The 15,188-nt window shown below is 44.8% G+C and carries 10 protein-coding genes; 5 read left to right on the plus strand and 5 right to left on the minus strand.

What is annotated here, in order from left to right; genetic code table 11:
* The first annotated feature begins 325 nt into the window (after positions 1–325).
* Positions 326–2,968 (plus strand): type I DNA topoisomerase, encoded by a 2,643-nt coding sequence (gene topA / locus AAA952_RS02700; RefSeq protein WP_173244486.1) that lies wholly within the window; start codon positions 326–328, stop codon positions 2,966–2,968.
* Between the two features lie 224 nt (positions 2,969–3,192).
* On the opposite strand, the gene zomB is transcribed toward topA, so the two are convergent.
* Positions 3,193–3,972 carry a flagellar motor control protein ZomB gene (gene zomB, locus AAA952_RS02705; RefSeq protein ID WP_028759720.1) on the minus strand — a complete coding sequence of 260 codons (780 nt, stop codon included), beginning with the start codon at positions 3,970–3,972 and terminating at the stop codon, positions 3,193–3,195.
* Positions 3,973–4,200: 228 nt separating this feature from the next.
* On the opposite strand from zomB, the gene cysB reads away from it, so the two are divergent.
* Positions 4,201–5,184, plus strand: a complete 984-nt coding sequence (gene cysB / locus AAA952_RS02710) for an HTH-type transcriptional regulator CysB (protein ID WP_028759721.1) — start codon at positions 4,201–4,203, stop codon at positions 5,182–5,184.
* A gap of 63 nt (positions 5,185–5,247) precedes the next feature.
* On the opposite strand, the gene AAA952_RS02715 is transcribed toward cysB, so the two are convergent.
* The 4 genes from AAA952_RS02715 to ppsR form a co-directional block, all read right to left on the minus strand.
* On the minus strand, positions 5,248–5,910 hold the full coding sequence (locus AAA952_RS02715; protein ID WP_028759722.1) for a response regulator transcription factor: 663 nt from the start codon (positions 5,908–5,910) through the stop codon (positions 5,248–5,250).
* 220 nt (positions 5,911–6,130) lie between these two features.
* Complete coding sequence (locus AAA952_RS02720; protein ID WP_168825401.1) at positions 6,131–6,595, minus strand: acyl-CoA thioesterase; 465 nt, start codon at positions 6,593–6,595, stop codon at positions 6,131–6,133.
* Between the two features lie 180 nt (positions 6,596–6,775).
* Positions 6,776–7,840: a 3-deoxy-7-phosphoheptulonate synthase gene (locus AAA952_RS02725; RefSeq protein WP_028759724.1), complete on the minus strand. Its 1,065-nt coding sequence runs from the start codon at positions 7,838–7,840 to the stop codon at positions 6,776–6,778.
* Positions 7,841–8,022: 182 nt separating this feature from the next.
* Positions 8,023–8,835: a posphoenolpyruvate synthetase regulatory kinase/phosphorylase PpsR gene (gene ppsR / locus AAA952_RS02730; protein ID WP_028759725.1), complete on the minus strand. Its 813-nt coding sequence runs from the start codon at positions 8,833–8,835 to the stop codon at positions 8,023–8,025.
* Positions 8,836–8,959: 124 nt separating this feature from the next.
* Here ppsR and ppsA point away from each other — a divergent pair, with 124 nt between their 5' ends.
* From ppsA to AAA952_RS02745, 3 genes are all read left to right on the plus strand, one after another.
* Complete coding sequence (gene ppsA, locus AAA952_RS02735) at positions 8,960–11,329, plus strand: phosphoenolpyruvate synthase (protein ID WP_028759726.1); 2,370 nt, start codon at positions 8,960–8,962, stop codon at positions 11,327–11,329.
* 98 nt (positions 11,330–11,427) lie between these two features.
* A complete protein-coding gene (gene ydiJ / locus AAA952_RS02740; RefSeq protein WP_338254169.1) occupies positions 11,428–14,469 on the plus strand; it encodes a D-2-hydroxyglutarate dehydrogenase YdiJ in 3,042 nt (1,013 codons plus the stop codon).
* Between the two features lie 123 nt (positions 14,470–14,592).
* Positions 14,593–15,066: a DUF1285 domain-containing protein gene (locus AAA952_RS02745; RefSeq protein ID WP_113940533.1), complete on the plus strand. Its 474-nt coding sequence runs from the start codon at positions 14,593–14,595 to the stop codon at positions 15,064–15,066.
* The last annotated feature ends 122 nt before the right edge of the window (positions 15,067–15,188 follow it).

A 15,188-nucleotide genomic window follows, 5' to 3' on the forward strand; every position in this document is an offset into this window, starting at 1 on the left:
ATCCTTGTGATAGGGAAAGTTATTATTTGTTCATATGGTCCCTGAGGGAACCCAGTATACTGAAGCTTTTCGAGTGCACAAGCGGACGGTTTTGTGCTCAAAGCGACTTTTTCACGATAAATGCATAACTATTTCTTGCTTGCTGGCAAATAATGAAATATTAGTTTTTAATTACGCATATTATATTTTTACATTTTTTCAACTTTGATTAAAAAGTGACTCGCTGGTACATATAAAAGAGGGATTAACTTGAAACTATCAGTACAACCCTCTATATATGGTGCCAATTTCCACCTTCTTGAGATTTTTTGGCGCAAATTAAACTATGGGTAAATCGCTAGTTATTGTCGAATCACCGGCCAAAGCTAAGACTATTAATAAATATCTTGGCAAAGAATTCATCGTTAAATCGAGCGTAGGTCACATCCGTGATCTGCCGACATCATCGACTTCAGAAGGCAATGAAAAGGTTAAATCCGCTGCCGAAGTTAAGAAGATGTCGCCAGAAGAAAAAGCTCAATATAAAAAGGTGAAAGATCAGCAAGCGCTAGTGTCTCGTATGGGCGTAAACCCTGAAAAGGGCTGGGCGGCTAAGTACCAAATTTTGCCGGGTAAAGAAAAAGTCGTTAAAGAGTTACAGGCACTTGCCGATTCTGCTGACCAAATCTATCTCGCAACCGACTTAGACCGTGAGGGAGAAGCTATCGCCTGGCATTTGCAAGAGGTGATTGGTGGTGATCCTTCACGGTATCAACGTGTTGTTTTCAACGAAATTACTAAGTCTGCGATTCAAGATGCTTTTAGTAAACCGTCGACACTCGACACTAACATGGTTAATGCCCAACAAGCGCGCCGCTTCTTAGACAGAGTTGTCGGTTTTATGGTGTCGCCTCTGCTGTGGAAAAAAGTCGCTCGTGGTTTATCCGCTGGGCGAGTGCAGTCGGTTGCCGTGCGTTTAGTGGTCGAACGCGAAAGCGAAATCAAAGCCTTTGTGCCTGAAGAATTTTGGGATGTACACGCAGAGCTCAATACGCCCGCTCAAGAAGCTTTGCGGATGGAAGTGGTTAAGCATTTAGATGCTGCCTTTAATCCTATCAATGAACAGCAAGCGATGGCTGCGGTTCAAGCGTTATCTGCGGCAAGTTTTACTGTGCTGGCCCGCGAAGATAAAGCGACTCAAAGTAAACCATCGGCTCCTTTTATTACGTCGACACTGCAACAGGCCGCGAGTACACGCTTAGGTTTTGGTGTGAAGAAGACCATGATGATGGCGCAGCGACTTTACGAAGCCGGTCATATCACTTATATGCGTACCGACTCGACCAATTTGAGTCAAGAAGCCGTTGAAAACTTGCGCGATATGATTGCCAAAGAATTTGGTGATAAGTATCTACCCGCCGAACCGATTCGATACGGATCAAAAGAAGGCGCACAAGAAGCTCACGAAGCGATTCGCCCATCAAACGTTCAAGTGCAAGCAGCGACCTTATCTGACATGGAGCGTGATGCTCAGCGCTTATATGAGCTTATTTGGCGCCAGTTTGTCTCATGTCAAATGACACCTGCACAATATGATGCCACTAAGTTGACCGTAAAAGCGGGTGATTATGAGCTCAAAGCCACGGGACGTACCTTACGTTTTGATGGTTGGACTCGCGTACAAACAGCGCTTAAGAAGAAAAACGAAGAAGACAATACTTTACCATTCGTGGCACAGGGCGATGTATTAGCATTAAAAGAATTGCTGCCTAAACAACATTTTACTAAGCCGCCAGCACGATACAGCGAAGCTTCTTTAGTAAAAGAATTAGAAAAACGCGGCATTGGCCGCCCATCAACTTACGCAACCATCATTTCAACGATTCAAGATCGTGGTTATGTAAAAGTTGAGAATCGTCGTTTCTATGCCGAAAAAATGGGTGAAATTGTCAGCGAACGATTGGTGAGCAGTTTTGCTGATTTGATGAGCTATGACTTTACCGCCAGCATGGAGCAAACATTAGATGATGTGGCTCGGGGCGAGTTAGACTGGAAAAAAGTACTCGATGGTTTCTATGCTGACTTTACTAAGCAATTAGAAAAAGCGGAGCTGGATCCCGAAGAAGGTGGCATGCGTCTTAACCAAATGGTGATGACGGATATCAAGTGCCCAACTTGTGGTCGTCCTATGGGGATCCGTACGGGAACGACTGGGGTTTTCCTTGGTTGCTCTGGTTATGAATTACCCCCTAAAGAACGCTGTAAGACGACGATGAACCTCACGCCTGGCGTTGAGGCGATTAGCGAAAACAGTGAAGATGCCGAAACAGATGCACTGCGTGCGAAGCACCGTTGTAGTATTTGTGGCACGGCAATGGACAGTTATCTGATCGATGAGAAGCGTAAGTTACACGTCTGCGGTAACAATCCAATCTGTGAAGGCTATGAAGTCGAAGAAGGCCAATTCAAGATCAAAGGCTATGAAGGTCCACTGATTGAGTGTGATCGCTGTGGTCACGATATGGAACTGAAAAATGGTCGTTTTGGTAAGTACTTTGGCTGTACCAATGAAGAGTGTAAGAATACCCGTAAATTACTGAAAAATGGTGAGGCGGCGCCGCCAAAAGAAGATCCTATTTATTTACCCGAACTGAAATGCAGTAAATCGGATGCCCATTTCGTATTACGTGATGGTGCTGCGGGTATCTTCTTAGCGGCCAGTACTTTCCCTAAATCACGTGAAACCCGTGCGCCTCTGGTTGAGGAGCTGGTTCAATACCGCGAGCTGCTGTGGCCTAAGTATCAGTATTTAGCGGATGCGCCAGTCACTGATGATGAAGGCAATAAGGCTGCGGTGAAGTTTAGCCGTAAGACGAAAGAGCAATACGTTGCAACTGAAGTCGATGGTAAAGCCACGGGTTGGTCTGCGCATTACGTCAATGGTAAGTGGGTGAGTGAATCTACCAAGAAGGCCAAGAAAGGCGCATAGCGACGGATTAAGCTAGCTTAACGCTAAGAGAACAACAAAAAGCCAAGTCATATTTGACTTGGCTTTTTTGTTTGCGTTTTTTCGATATTAATTTGTTGCTATAGATAATAATTCAAACATGTTGAGTACTTTACGTACAGATACAAACTGACTAACAATGACGCGATAGCATGAGTGGCAAATGTGTCGCTAATTCAACTTAACGGTAAGCAAATAGAGACTGATCACCATTTCTTTTTAGGTTGAAACAGCATATCGATATCATCTTCTTCATTTTTAGGTCTAGGCGCACTGGGCTCAGATTGTTTCTGTGCACCCATAATTTCATCAAGTAATTGTTTAGCCTCATCGACTTTACGCCCAATGAAGGGATCATTAGGCGTTTGTGCCTTAATGGCGTGTAATGTTGATAGGGCTTTGGTTACCATTTGTTTTGATGAGCCATATTGCTTCATAAAGCTGGCCGCGCGGGCACGAGAAAGCATAGAATCGACATTAATTCTGAGCTGTAAACTGTCGATGCGGCTTTCTTCTTGAGCAAAAATGCTCGGATCAACTTTACCTTTATTATGCTCGGCTCTGAGTATCGCCTTTAATTTTTTTAAGGTTTGAACAAGCGCTAAAATTTGTTTGTCATTATCGGGTAGTCTGAAATTCTCAATTGGAGGAGTTTGAGGTTGTCCAGACTGTAAGCTTGTTATTTGATTATTAATATCGGCTAAGCGGCGTTGGTAGTCTGACTGTTGTTGGCCATTACTGATCGCTGTTGCAGATTGCAAGGCATCTTGTACACGCCGGTACAAAACCAACACTATATTCGTGCTACAAGGCATCATTCCTGTGTTTGATAACACAGTTTCAGTTTCATCGATAATTGCTCTTTGACGGGCAAATTCAATGCGACGCTCAGCCTCTACACGTTCTTTTTGTTGCTGTAATACGTTAATTCCGATAACAAGCAGTAAAAGCGCACCGATGAGGATCAGAACCAAGGTGAATGACATAGATGTTCCATTATTTATCCAATTGAGCTAATGCTACAATAAATCAATAAACTAGCATAGTTATCTTAGCCTAGGTTATCATTTCTGTCGTATGAATCTGTAGACTTGTGCTCTATATTCCTATTTGCTTTAATTTTTACTATATACTATAACGATTGATTATAGCTGAGAGTGCTTTGAGGGCTCAGTTGTTAATGGCATTTTGCGTGTTTGAGACAAGGAAATAAGATGAAACTGCAACAACTCAGGTATATTGCTGAGGTCGTAAAACATAACCTCAATGTATCGGCGACAGCTGAAAACTTGTATACCTCTCAACCTGGGATCAGTAAACAAGTTCGTATGCTTGAAGATGAGTTGGGGATCCAAATATTTGGTCGTAGCGGTAAGCATTTAACCCATGTCACACCTGCGGGTTTGCAAGTGATCAGCATTGCCAATGATATTTTAGGTAAAGTTGAAAGTATCAAAAAAGTGTCTGAAGAATATACTAAGCCAGATCAAGGTGAGTTAAATATTTCCACAACAGATACTCAGGCACGCTATGCATTACCGACGATAATTCGTCAGTTTATTGATCGCTATCCTAAAGTGAACTTGCATATGCACCAAGGGACACCGTCGCAGATCAGCGAACAGGCGGCTCGCGGTGATGCAGATTTTGCCATTGCGACCGAAGCAATGCATTTATATTCAGATCTGATCATGTTGCCTTGTTACCACTGGAACCGCTCTATCGTTGTGCCCAAAGACCATCCTCTTGCGACCCGCAATCAAGGCAGCTTGATTAGTATCGAAGATTTAGCGCGTTTCCCCTTAGTGACCTATGTCTTTGGTTTTGACCGTGCTTCTGAAATTGAGAAAGCGTTCAATCGGGCCAATTTAGAGCCGCGTGTCGTCTTTAGTGCGACCAGTGCCGATGTGCTTAAAACCTATGTTCGTTTAGGATTAGGCGTGGGCGTCATCGCGTCTATGGCAATTGATCCAAATGTTGATAAAGATTTAGTCGCTATTGATGCTGGCCATTTGTTTGCCCACAGTACGACTAAAATTGGTTTTAGGAAGGGCAGTTTCTTGCGCAGTTATATGTATGATTTTATTCAGCACTTTGCGCCGCATTTAACCCGTGATGTGGTGGAGAAAGCCGTAGCATTACGGGATCAACAGCTCATAGATGAAATGTTTGCCGATAAAAATCTGCCAATGCGTTAACTTGGATGATTTACAAACATAAAAATGCCGCTAATAAAAGCGGCATTTTTATGGGTTTAGCGATTAAGATAAATCGACTTTATCCATCTCGAGTTGCGCAAGGGCAATAACTGCTTGAGTGCGGTTGCGAACGCCAAGTTTTCTAAATATGGCAGTCGCGTGCGCCTTGATGGTCGCCTCAGACACGCCAAGATCGTAGGCTATTTGTTTATTTAATAACCCTTCGGCAAACATCTGCAACACTTTATATTGTTGCGGCGTGAGATCGGATAACTTGCTGGCCATTTTATCAATGGCATCGTCATTGATAGCAATAATCTCAGTGCCTTTAGGTAACCAAATATCACCGAATAACACCGCACTTAGCGCCTCTTTTAGGGTTTCCATTGAAGCTGATTTAGGGATAAAACCACTGCTGCCATAATGAATCGCACGGCTAATGGTATTGATATCCTCGTGGGCTGAAATCACCACAACGGGTAACTCAGGATAATGTGAGCGTAGGTGGATAAGTGTGGAGTAGCCGTGGGACCCCGGCATCTGCAGATCTAACAGTACAAGATCGTAATCGACGCTTCGAACATCCAATACAGATTGCAGTGCGTCAGCACTGTCGGCTTCAAACCACTGTGCATGCTCGAAAGCGCTGGTCAGCGCTTGACGTAGTGCATTTCTGAACAATGGATGATCGTCTGCGATAATAATATTTAAGTTTTCTAGCTTCATGGCTTTTATGATTATGTTCGGTGCGCGTGAAGATTGAACTCAATGTAACAGAAAAGTAATCAAGGATCCTATTGCTTTATTCAGGAATAAGGACAAAATTTTGATATGTTTCTGGTTGTTAGACTTTGGTCGGTGTTTTACAGGGAAAAAGATGGACCGTATAGTTTCAATTGAAAGCCCGAAAGTACGGGCTAACCTATACTTTAAAATCGTCTAAAAACTACCCATATGTCCACACTTTTGTAGGATTTCGTTGTTCGTCAACCGCAACAAAGGTGAACACACCACGTATGGCATGCTCTCGATGGTCTTGATACATGTCTTCGACATAGATGTTGACTTCAACTTTTAATGACGTATTACCTACATGGATCACACGAGCGATGAGTTCGGCTAGTGTGCCTGCTGGGATAGGCTTTTTAAAATCAATTCTATCGGAACTCACTGTGACTAAGGTTTTACGGCAGAAACGAGTTGCCGCAATAAAGGCTGTTTCATCCATCCACGCTAAAGCTTCGCCACCAAATAACGTATTGTGATGGTTGGTGATTGAGGGGAATACTGCTTTAATCACGCGCGCTTCTGAGGAATCAATTCGAGTTTGAATCGCGTCAGGAAAGGGTGTTTCAGCGGCTTCGATTCGTGAGGTATTTTCGGTGTTTGTGGACATGGGGGTAAGCGACATACAGCAACCTAAGGTAATGCAGCAAAATAAGCTCGAATTATAAAGATTTATGGTGGTTAAAGATAGAAAACTACAGGCTTTAAGGTGCAGTAGGCATATGACTGAGGATAATGTCATGCTTCCAATAAAAAAACCGAAATGAGATCGGTTTTTTATTGGACGATTTATTTTACTTCAGATTTATTTGGTTAACAGTGCTTTTCTTTCGCGGGAAGCCGCTGCGAGCTTACGTAGCAGGATTTCAGAGTCATCCCAATGCAAGCAAGCGTCGGTGATACTTTGGCCATAACAGAGTGGCTGGCCTTCAACGACTTTTTGATTACCTTCTTGTAAGAAGCTTTCAGCCATAATACCTGCGATGGCAGTGCTGCCAGCACGCATTTGAGTCATAATTTCATCGGCGACCATCAGCTGTTTGAGATGGTTCTTCTCACTGTTTCCGTGGCTGAAATCGATAACCATACGTTGAGTTACCCCAACAGATGCAAGCTGTTGACGCGCTTCTTCGATATCTTGTGCGTGATAATTAGGTTTTTTACCACCACGTAGGATGATATGGCCAAACGGGTTGCCGTGGGTGCGATAGACCGCCATAGCGCCATCTTTATCTGGTGAATAGAAAACATGTGGCACTTGTGCGGCACGCACTGCATCAACGGCAATATTGATGTTCCCATCAGTACCATTTTTAAAACCAACCGGGCAGGACAGTGCTGAAGCCATTTCACGGTGGACTTGGCTTTCCGTAGTACGCGCACCAATCGCACCCCAAGTAATGAGATCCGCTATATACTGACCGTTCACCATATCTAAAAATTCGGTGGCGATAGGCAATTTTAATTCAGTGATTTGTTGCAGCAACTCGCGGGCAATGCGTAAACCTTTGTTTGGTTCGAAACTGCCATCGAGATCGGGATCTGAAATTAATCCTTTCCAACCGACAATTGTGCGGGGTTTTTCAAAATAGACGCGCATTAAGATACACAAGTCATCTTTCAATTCTTGGTGTAACGCGGCTAAGCGTTGAGCATAATCTAATGCCGCTTTAGTATCGTGGATTGAGCATGGGCCTATGATCACCAATAGACGTTGGTCTTCACCCATAATGATGGCTTCGACTTCACGACGTTGCTGAACCAGATAATCGGCTGCATCTTGAGTTAATGGGAACTCAGATGCCAGTTGCGCAGGTGAGATGACTTTTGCTAATAAGGAAGTGCGTAGTTCGTCTGTTTTTATGGTCATTCAAAATACCGAGCTTGCGTGCGGCGCTTTTCGCCAGATTGCCTCGGATTATAACGAATCGAACCGAGTTGCACAGTGCCAATTGCGTTAATTGTCGGCAACTGTGCAATGAATTTGATTTAAGTTAGTTTCTTTTAGACTAAATTCACTCGGTTTCTTTTGCTGATTTTGGCTTATTAGGCTTAGAACATATGCCGTTCTAGGCCCGTGACATCTAATATTTTAGTGGCAATTTCTTCCACGGAATGATTAGTGGTGTCTATGTAAGGAATGCGTTCTCGTTTAAACAGCATTTCAACTTCTTTGACTTCTAAGCGGCACTGTTTGAGCGATGAGTAGCGGCTATTCTCCATTCGACTCTGACGGATTTCATGTAAACGCACGGGATCAATCGTTAAACCAAACAGTTTTTTCTTATTGCGTTTCAGCGCTTCAGGTAACTTAAGGTTATCCATATCATCTTCGGTGAAAGGGTAGTTTGCCGCTTTTATGCCGAACTGCATTGATAAATACAGGCTCGATGGCGTTTTGCCACAGCGAGAGACCCCAAGTAAAACCAGATCGGCTTGATCCATATGTTTCATGGTCTGGCCATCATCGTTATCCATGGCGAAATTAATGGCATCAATACGCGCTTCATAGCCGTGATTCGCTTTTCCATGGGTTCTATGTACAACTGGAGAGGCAGAAACACCTAAATGTTGTTCGAGTGGGGCCACAAAAGTATTCAAAAAATCATAATCAACCCCTTCACTCGAGTAGATGATGTCGCGGATCTCGGCTTTTACGATGGAATGGAATACTAACGGCCGCTCACCTGTTGTAATAAAACAATCATTAATTTGTCGCTTAACTTGCTCCGCTTTCGTCAATGTTTCGACAAATGGAATCGTAAGTGACTCAAATTCTAATGGAAATTGCGAGAGAACCGCATGACCAAAAACTTCAGCTGTGATCGCTGTCCCGTCGGAGATATAGAATACTTTTGGTGCCATACTGACCTCTTGTAGTAATAAAATTACAAATAAAATTATAGATTTACGCGTGTTCGACAGGAGTGTAAAATGCCGCTGCCCTCGTGTGAAGGGGCCACTGAAATAAACTTGCGGAGATAGAACTGTGCAGCAATACGTACTCTGGTATCAAGAATTAGGCATGGGTGACGTCAACTTGGTTGGCGGTAAAAATGCTTCTCTAGGCGAGATGATCAGCAATCTGGCCAATGCCGGTGTTCAAGTACCTGGCGGATTTGCGACAACTTCCCATGCGTTCAACGAGTTCCTTGAACAAAGCGGAGTTAACCAGAAGATTTATGACATTCTAGCCACACTGGATGTAGATGATGTCAATGCGCTGGCTAAAGTAGGTGCACAGATCAGACAGTGGGTTATCGACACTCCATTTCAACCAGCATTAGAGCAAGCGATTCGTGAAGCTTACGATAAACTTGCCGCTGAAACTAGCGAAGCGTCATTCGCGGTACGTTCTTCTGCAACAGCTGAAGATATGCCAGATGCCTCTTTTGCGGGTCAGCAAGAAACCTTCTTAAACGTAAAAGGATTTGAATCCGTACTGACAGCGATCAAGCATGTGTACGCTTCACTCTTTAACGATCGCGCTATTTCCTACCGTGTGCATCAAGGTTATGAGCACCACGGTGTTGCCTTGTCTGCTGGCGTACAACGCATGGTTCGTTCAGATAAAGCGGCTTCAGGTGTGATGTTCACTATGGACACTGAATCTGGCAATAACGATGTGGTGTTTATCACTTCATCTTTTGGTCTGGGTGAAATGGTTGTTCAAGGCGCGGTAAACCCAGATGAATTTTATGTTCATAAACCTATTTTAGCCTTAGGTCACAAGGCTGTTGTGCGCCGTAATATCGGTAGCAAGCTCATCCAAATGGTGTATTCAGATGATGCTGCTCACGGCAAACAAGTCAAAATTGAAGACGTGACTGCTGACAAACGTCGTCAATTCTCTATCAATGACGCTGAAGTTGAAGAATTAGCCAAACAAGCCATGGTGATCGAAAAACATTACGGTCGTCCAATGGACATCGAATGGGCAAAAGACGGCAACGATGGCAAATTGTATATCGTTCAAGCGCGTCCAGAAACGGTTCGTAGCCGTGAAGATGTGCAATTGATTGAACGTTATCACTTAAAGAGCCGTGGCGCTGTGATCTGTGAAGGTCGCGCTATCGGTCATAAAGTGGGTACTGGTGTCGCCAAAGTATTAACCTCAATCGCCGATATGGATCAAATCCAACCTGGTGATGTGTTAGTGACAGACATGACAGATCCAGATTGGGAACCTATCATGAAGCGCGCAAGTGCTATCGTCACAAACCGTGGCGGTCGTACCTGTCATGCGGCGATTATCGCCCGCGAATTAGGTGTGCCAGCGGTGGTGGGTTGTGGTGACGTGACTGACCGTATCAAGAATGGTCAAATCGTGACTGTTTCTTGCGCCGAAGGTGACACTGGCTTTATCTACGAAGGTAAACAAGAGTTTGAAGTGATTTCAAACCGTGTTGACTCTCTGCCTGCATTGCCAATGAAAATCATGATGAACGTGGGTAACCCTGATCGTGCATTTGATTTTGCCCGTTTGCCAAACGAAGGTGTGGGTCTAGCGCGTTTAGAATTCATCATCAACCGTATGATCGGCATCCATCCAAAGGCACTGCTCGAATTCAATCAACAGGATGCAGCGCTGCAAACTGAAATCAACGAAATGATTGCTGGTTACGAATCACCTGTTGAGTTCTACATTGCCCGTCTGGTTGAAGGTATTGCGACTATCGGTTCAGCTTTCTATCCGAAGAAAGTGATCGTACGTATGTCAGACTTTAAGTCTAACGAATACGCAAACTTGGTTGGTGGTGACAGATACGAGCCAGAAGAAGAAAACCCAATGCTGGGCTTCCGCGGTGCGAGCCGTTATATCTCTGAATCCTTCCGTGACTGTTTTGCCCTTGAGTGTGAAGCGATCAAACGCGTTCGTAATGACATGGGTCTGAAAAACGTTGAAGTCATGATCCCATTCGTTCGCACAGTGAAAGAAGCTGAGCAAGTGGTCGGCCTGCTCAAAGAGCAAGGTTTAGAGCGCGGTAAAGACGGTTTACGTGTCATCATGATGTGTGAAGTGCCTTCAAACGCCCTGTTAGCAGACCAATTCCTTGAGCATTTCGATGGCTTCTCTATCGGCTCAAACGATTTAACTCAGCTGACACTCGGCCTTGACCGTGACTCAGGTATCATTAGCCATTTATTCGATGAGCGTGATGAAGCCGTTAAAATGCTACTTTCATTAGCCATTAAAGCGGCTAAAGCGAAGGGCGCTTACATAGGTATTTGTGGTCAAGGTCCTTCAGATCACGCTGATTTTGCAGCTTGGTTGGTAGAACAAGGCATAGATACAGTGTCATTAAACCCTGATACTGTGATTGATACTTGGTTGTATTTAGCCGAAGCGCACGGTTGATCTAGATAGTAATTTTATAAACTTGTTAAAAAAGCCGCTTTTTAGCGGCTTTTTTTTGTTTATAATGGCGCCATAACGATAATTGACAGAAGCCATCTATGCTACCCCTGCTATCACATCAACAAACATTAGAGCCAGTGTATTTGGCATACCTTGATGCACTGGAGCAAAGTGAGTATTCCGGTGATATAGACAAACGTTACAGCGCACGTTTAGTGCAAGCCACCGACAACTCTGTATATCAATTTTTGCCTCAAGCTGTGTTATATCCTAAAAATCAGCAGGATATTCAAATTGCATTGACGCTGGCTGCTACTGATGCATTTCGCAGCGTGACCTTCAGTGCGCGGGGCGGTGGTACGGGCACCAACGGACAATCACTGACCCATGGTTTGATTTTGGATGTGTCGCGTTACATGAACCGTGTGCTCGAAGTGAATGCTGAGCAAGGTTGGGTTCGAGTCGAAGCTGGCGTGATTAAAGATGCGCTGAACGATGCATTGCGTCCCTATGGATTCTTTTTTAGTCCCGATTTATCCACTTCAAACCGCGCCACTATTGGTGGCATGATTAATACCGATGCCTCGGGTGCGGGCTCACTGGTCTATGGTAAGACGTCAGATCACGTGCTGGCGCTGCGTAGCGTGTTGATCGATGGCAGTGTGCTGGATACGCATCCCCTAGATGCGGGACTACTGTGTAACCCCGATAATGTCAGTGATAATCCGCTGGGGCAGAAACTGATTTCTGCTGTGGCGGCGGTATGCCGCGAAAAGCGAACTCAGATAGAAAACCAATTTCCTAAGCTCAATCGTTTCCTCACTGGCTATGACTTAAAACATGTGTGGAACGACAACCTGACGCAATTCGATTTATCACGAATTCTGACAGGCTCAGAGGGCACGCTTGCGGTGATAACCGAAGCCAAACTTAATCTCACCCCGCTGCCGACTGAGCGCGCTATGGTGAACATTAAGTACGATTCGTTCCAATCGGCATTGCGTCATGCGCCATCCTTAGTTGCCGCGCGGGCGACTGTGGTCGAAACCGTCGATTCAAAAGTGCTTAACTTAGCCCGTGAAGATATTGTCTGGCATTCAGTGGCTGATCTTATCCAAGAAGTGCCAGGTAAAGTTATTGATGGCCTCAATATGGTCGAATTTGCAGGTGATACGGTCGAAGTTGAGCAAAAGCTCGCGAGTTTGGAAGCTGTGTTAACTGAGCAGATCAGCAAAGGCGAGTGCGGTGTATTGGGTTACCAAGTGACGCAAGATAAGCCGAGTATCGAAAAAATTTACGGCATGCGTAAAAAAGCCGTTGGCTTACTCGGCGCCACTAAAGGTCGCCGTAAGCCCATCGCCTTTGCTGAAGATACTGCGGTACCGCCCGAAAAACTCGCCGATTACATTATGGAGTTTCGCGCGTTACTCGACGGGCATAATCTGCAATACGGTATGTTCGGTCATGTGGATGCGGGCGTGTTGCATGTGCGACCCGCGCTCGATATGTGCGATGTTGAAGATGAAAAATTACTACGAGTCATTTCTGATCAAGTCGCGGCACTGACGCTTAAATACGGCGGCCTAATGTGGGGCGAGCACGGAAAAGGCGTGCGCGGTGAATACGGTCCAGCTGTCTTTGGTGATGAACTTTTTGGTGTGTTGCAAGATATTAAAGGTTTGTTTGACCCCGATAACCGACTCAATCCCGGCAAGTTGGTGGCGCCTAAAGATACAGGTGCCCTCTATTACGATGTCGACAGTGCTAAGCGCGGTAAGTTTGATCGACAAATCCCCGTTGATGTGCGTAATGCGTTCCCCGATGTGATGAATTGTAACGGTAATGGCCTGTGTTTTAATTACAGTAGCTATTCGCCCATGTGCCCATCGTTTAAGGTGACGGGTGACAGAGTGCAGTCACCTAAGGGGCGTGCTGGGCTCATGAGAGAGTGGCTAAGGCTACTTGAGGCTGAAGGGGTTGATGTTAATGCCCTCGCAAAAGCGAAACCTTTTGGTATATTGCAGCGCATACAAAATACCATCAATGCCAAACGTGATTATGATTACTCCCACGAAGTGATGGAATCGCTTAAGGGCTGTTTAGCCTGTAAAGCCTGCTCTGGACAATGTCCGGTTAAAGTGGATGTGCCTAAGTTTAGAGCGCAGTTCTTCAATATTTACTATCAACGCTATTTAAGACCCGCGAAAGACTATCTCGTTGCCGGGATTGAAGATAGCTTGCCATTGATGGCTGCGGCACCGCGTCTCACTAACTTTGTTGCACAAAATCCATTGAGCCAATGGGTGATTAAACAGGCGATTGGTTATGTGGATGCGCCTGCGTTATCTGTGCCGACTTTGAAGCAAAGACTCGATGGTCATGCAAGCCGTGGTTACGACTTAGCTGCGTTGCAAGCGATTCCTGAAGAGAAGCGCTCGCAGTTTGTGTTGGTGGTACAAGATCCTTTTAACAGTTTCTATGACTCAGGTCTTGTGCTGCGCTTTATCCAATTGATAGAAAAACTCGGCTTAAAGCCGGTGTTATTGCCCTACAAACCCAATGGTAAGCCAACACATATCAAGGGATTTTTAGATAAGTTTGCTAAAACGGCGCAGTCGAGTGCAGACTTTTTGAACCAAGTCCATAAACTGGGCATGCCCATGGTCGGTATCGATCCTGCCTTAGTCTTGTGTTATCGCGATGAATACCGTGAAGTCTTAGGGGCTAATCGCGGTAATTTTGAGGTCAAGTTAGCCAACGAATGGCTACTGAATGTCATCAAAGATTTACCTGCAAAAGCTGCGCAAGATAAGCAATATACTTGGTTTAGTCATTGTACCGAATCGACGGCCAAGCCAAATACCGCCAATGAGTGGACTAAAATCTTTGCCCATTTTGGCGCTAAGTTAACCGCAGTCAATTTAGGTTGTTGTGGTATGGCGGGAACTTATGGTCATGAGGCAGAAAACCTCGAGCGCTCTAAAGCCTTGTTTGATATGTCTTGGCAGCAAACGCTAGCGAAAATTGAGCAGCCGCAAGTGTTAGTGTCTGGCTATTCGTGCCGGAGCCAAGTAAAACGTTTTGCCGGTTACAAGCCAAAGCATCCACTTGAGGCCTTACTCGAGTTAGTAAATATCTAGTGGTGTTTATCGTTTTGATTGCGTTAGTCAGATCGTAATTATCCTCACTGGAATATCCCAGTATTGAATGTCACACTAAAGCCAGCTGCAAGGCTGGTTTTTTTATGGATGATGGAGGCCTAGATGGAAAAGATGACTGACAGTATTCAACACACGCTCAAACAATTCGCCGCCGATAGTAGGCTAACCTCGGTTGTGCCATTGTGCAGTGAAGCCCCATTGTTTGACATTAACGCCTTGGGTGATTGGACCTATCTAGGCACATCGCTACCAGCCAAGTTTGCTAAGTTGTTCGCCAGTATTTTGCATTGCATCGATGATGAGTATTTCTTAATTACCCCAGTGGAGAAGGTGCGAGTGCGGGTTGAAGATGCTCCCTTACTGATTGTCGATTTCAAGCGAGCGCAACCCCATTCGCTGCTCAATGTAAGAACCAGTATTGAAACACAGCACCATAAAGTCGATATAAAACAGATGAAGCTCACCGATGACAGTGTTTATTTGCCGCTTGAGCGCGGTTTATGGGGGAAATTAGGTCGGGCCTGTTACTATAATTTTGTGAATGAATTCAATTTATCTGATCTAGATGGGGAATGAGCTCGTAGGTTAATCGCATAATTTGCTGTGGTCTAAGCTAGTTTATTATGGGTTAAGTGGTAGTATTAAAACTAACTCTGGGTTCCTATGATGGCGTGCAGAGTAAGTGAAAACGCGTTAAA

The organism is Shewanella sp. M-Br (assembly GCF_036245925.1).
Taxonomy (GTDB): domain Bacteria; phylum Pseudomonadota; class Gammaproteobacteria; order Enterobacterales; family Shewanellaceae; genus Shewanella; species Shewanella oncorhynchi.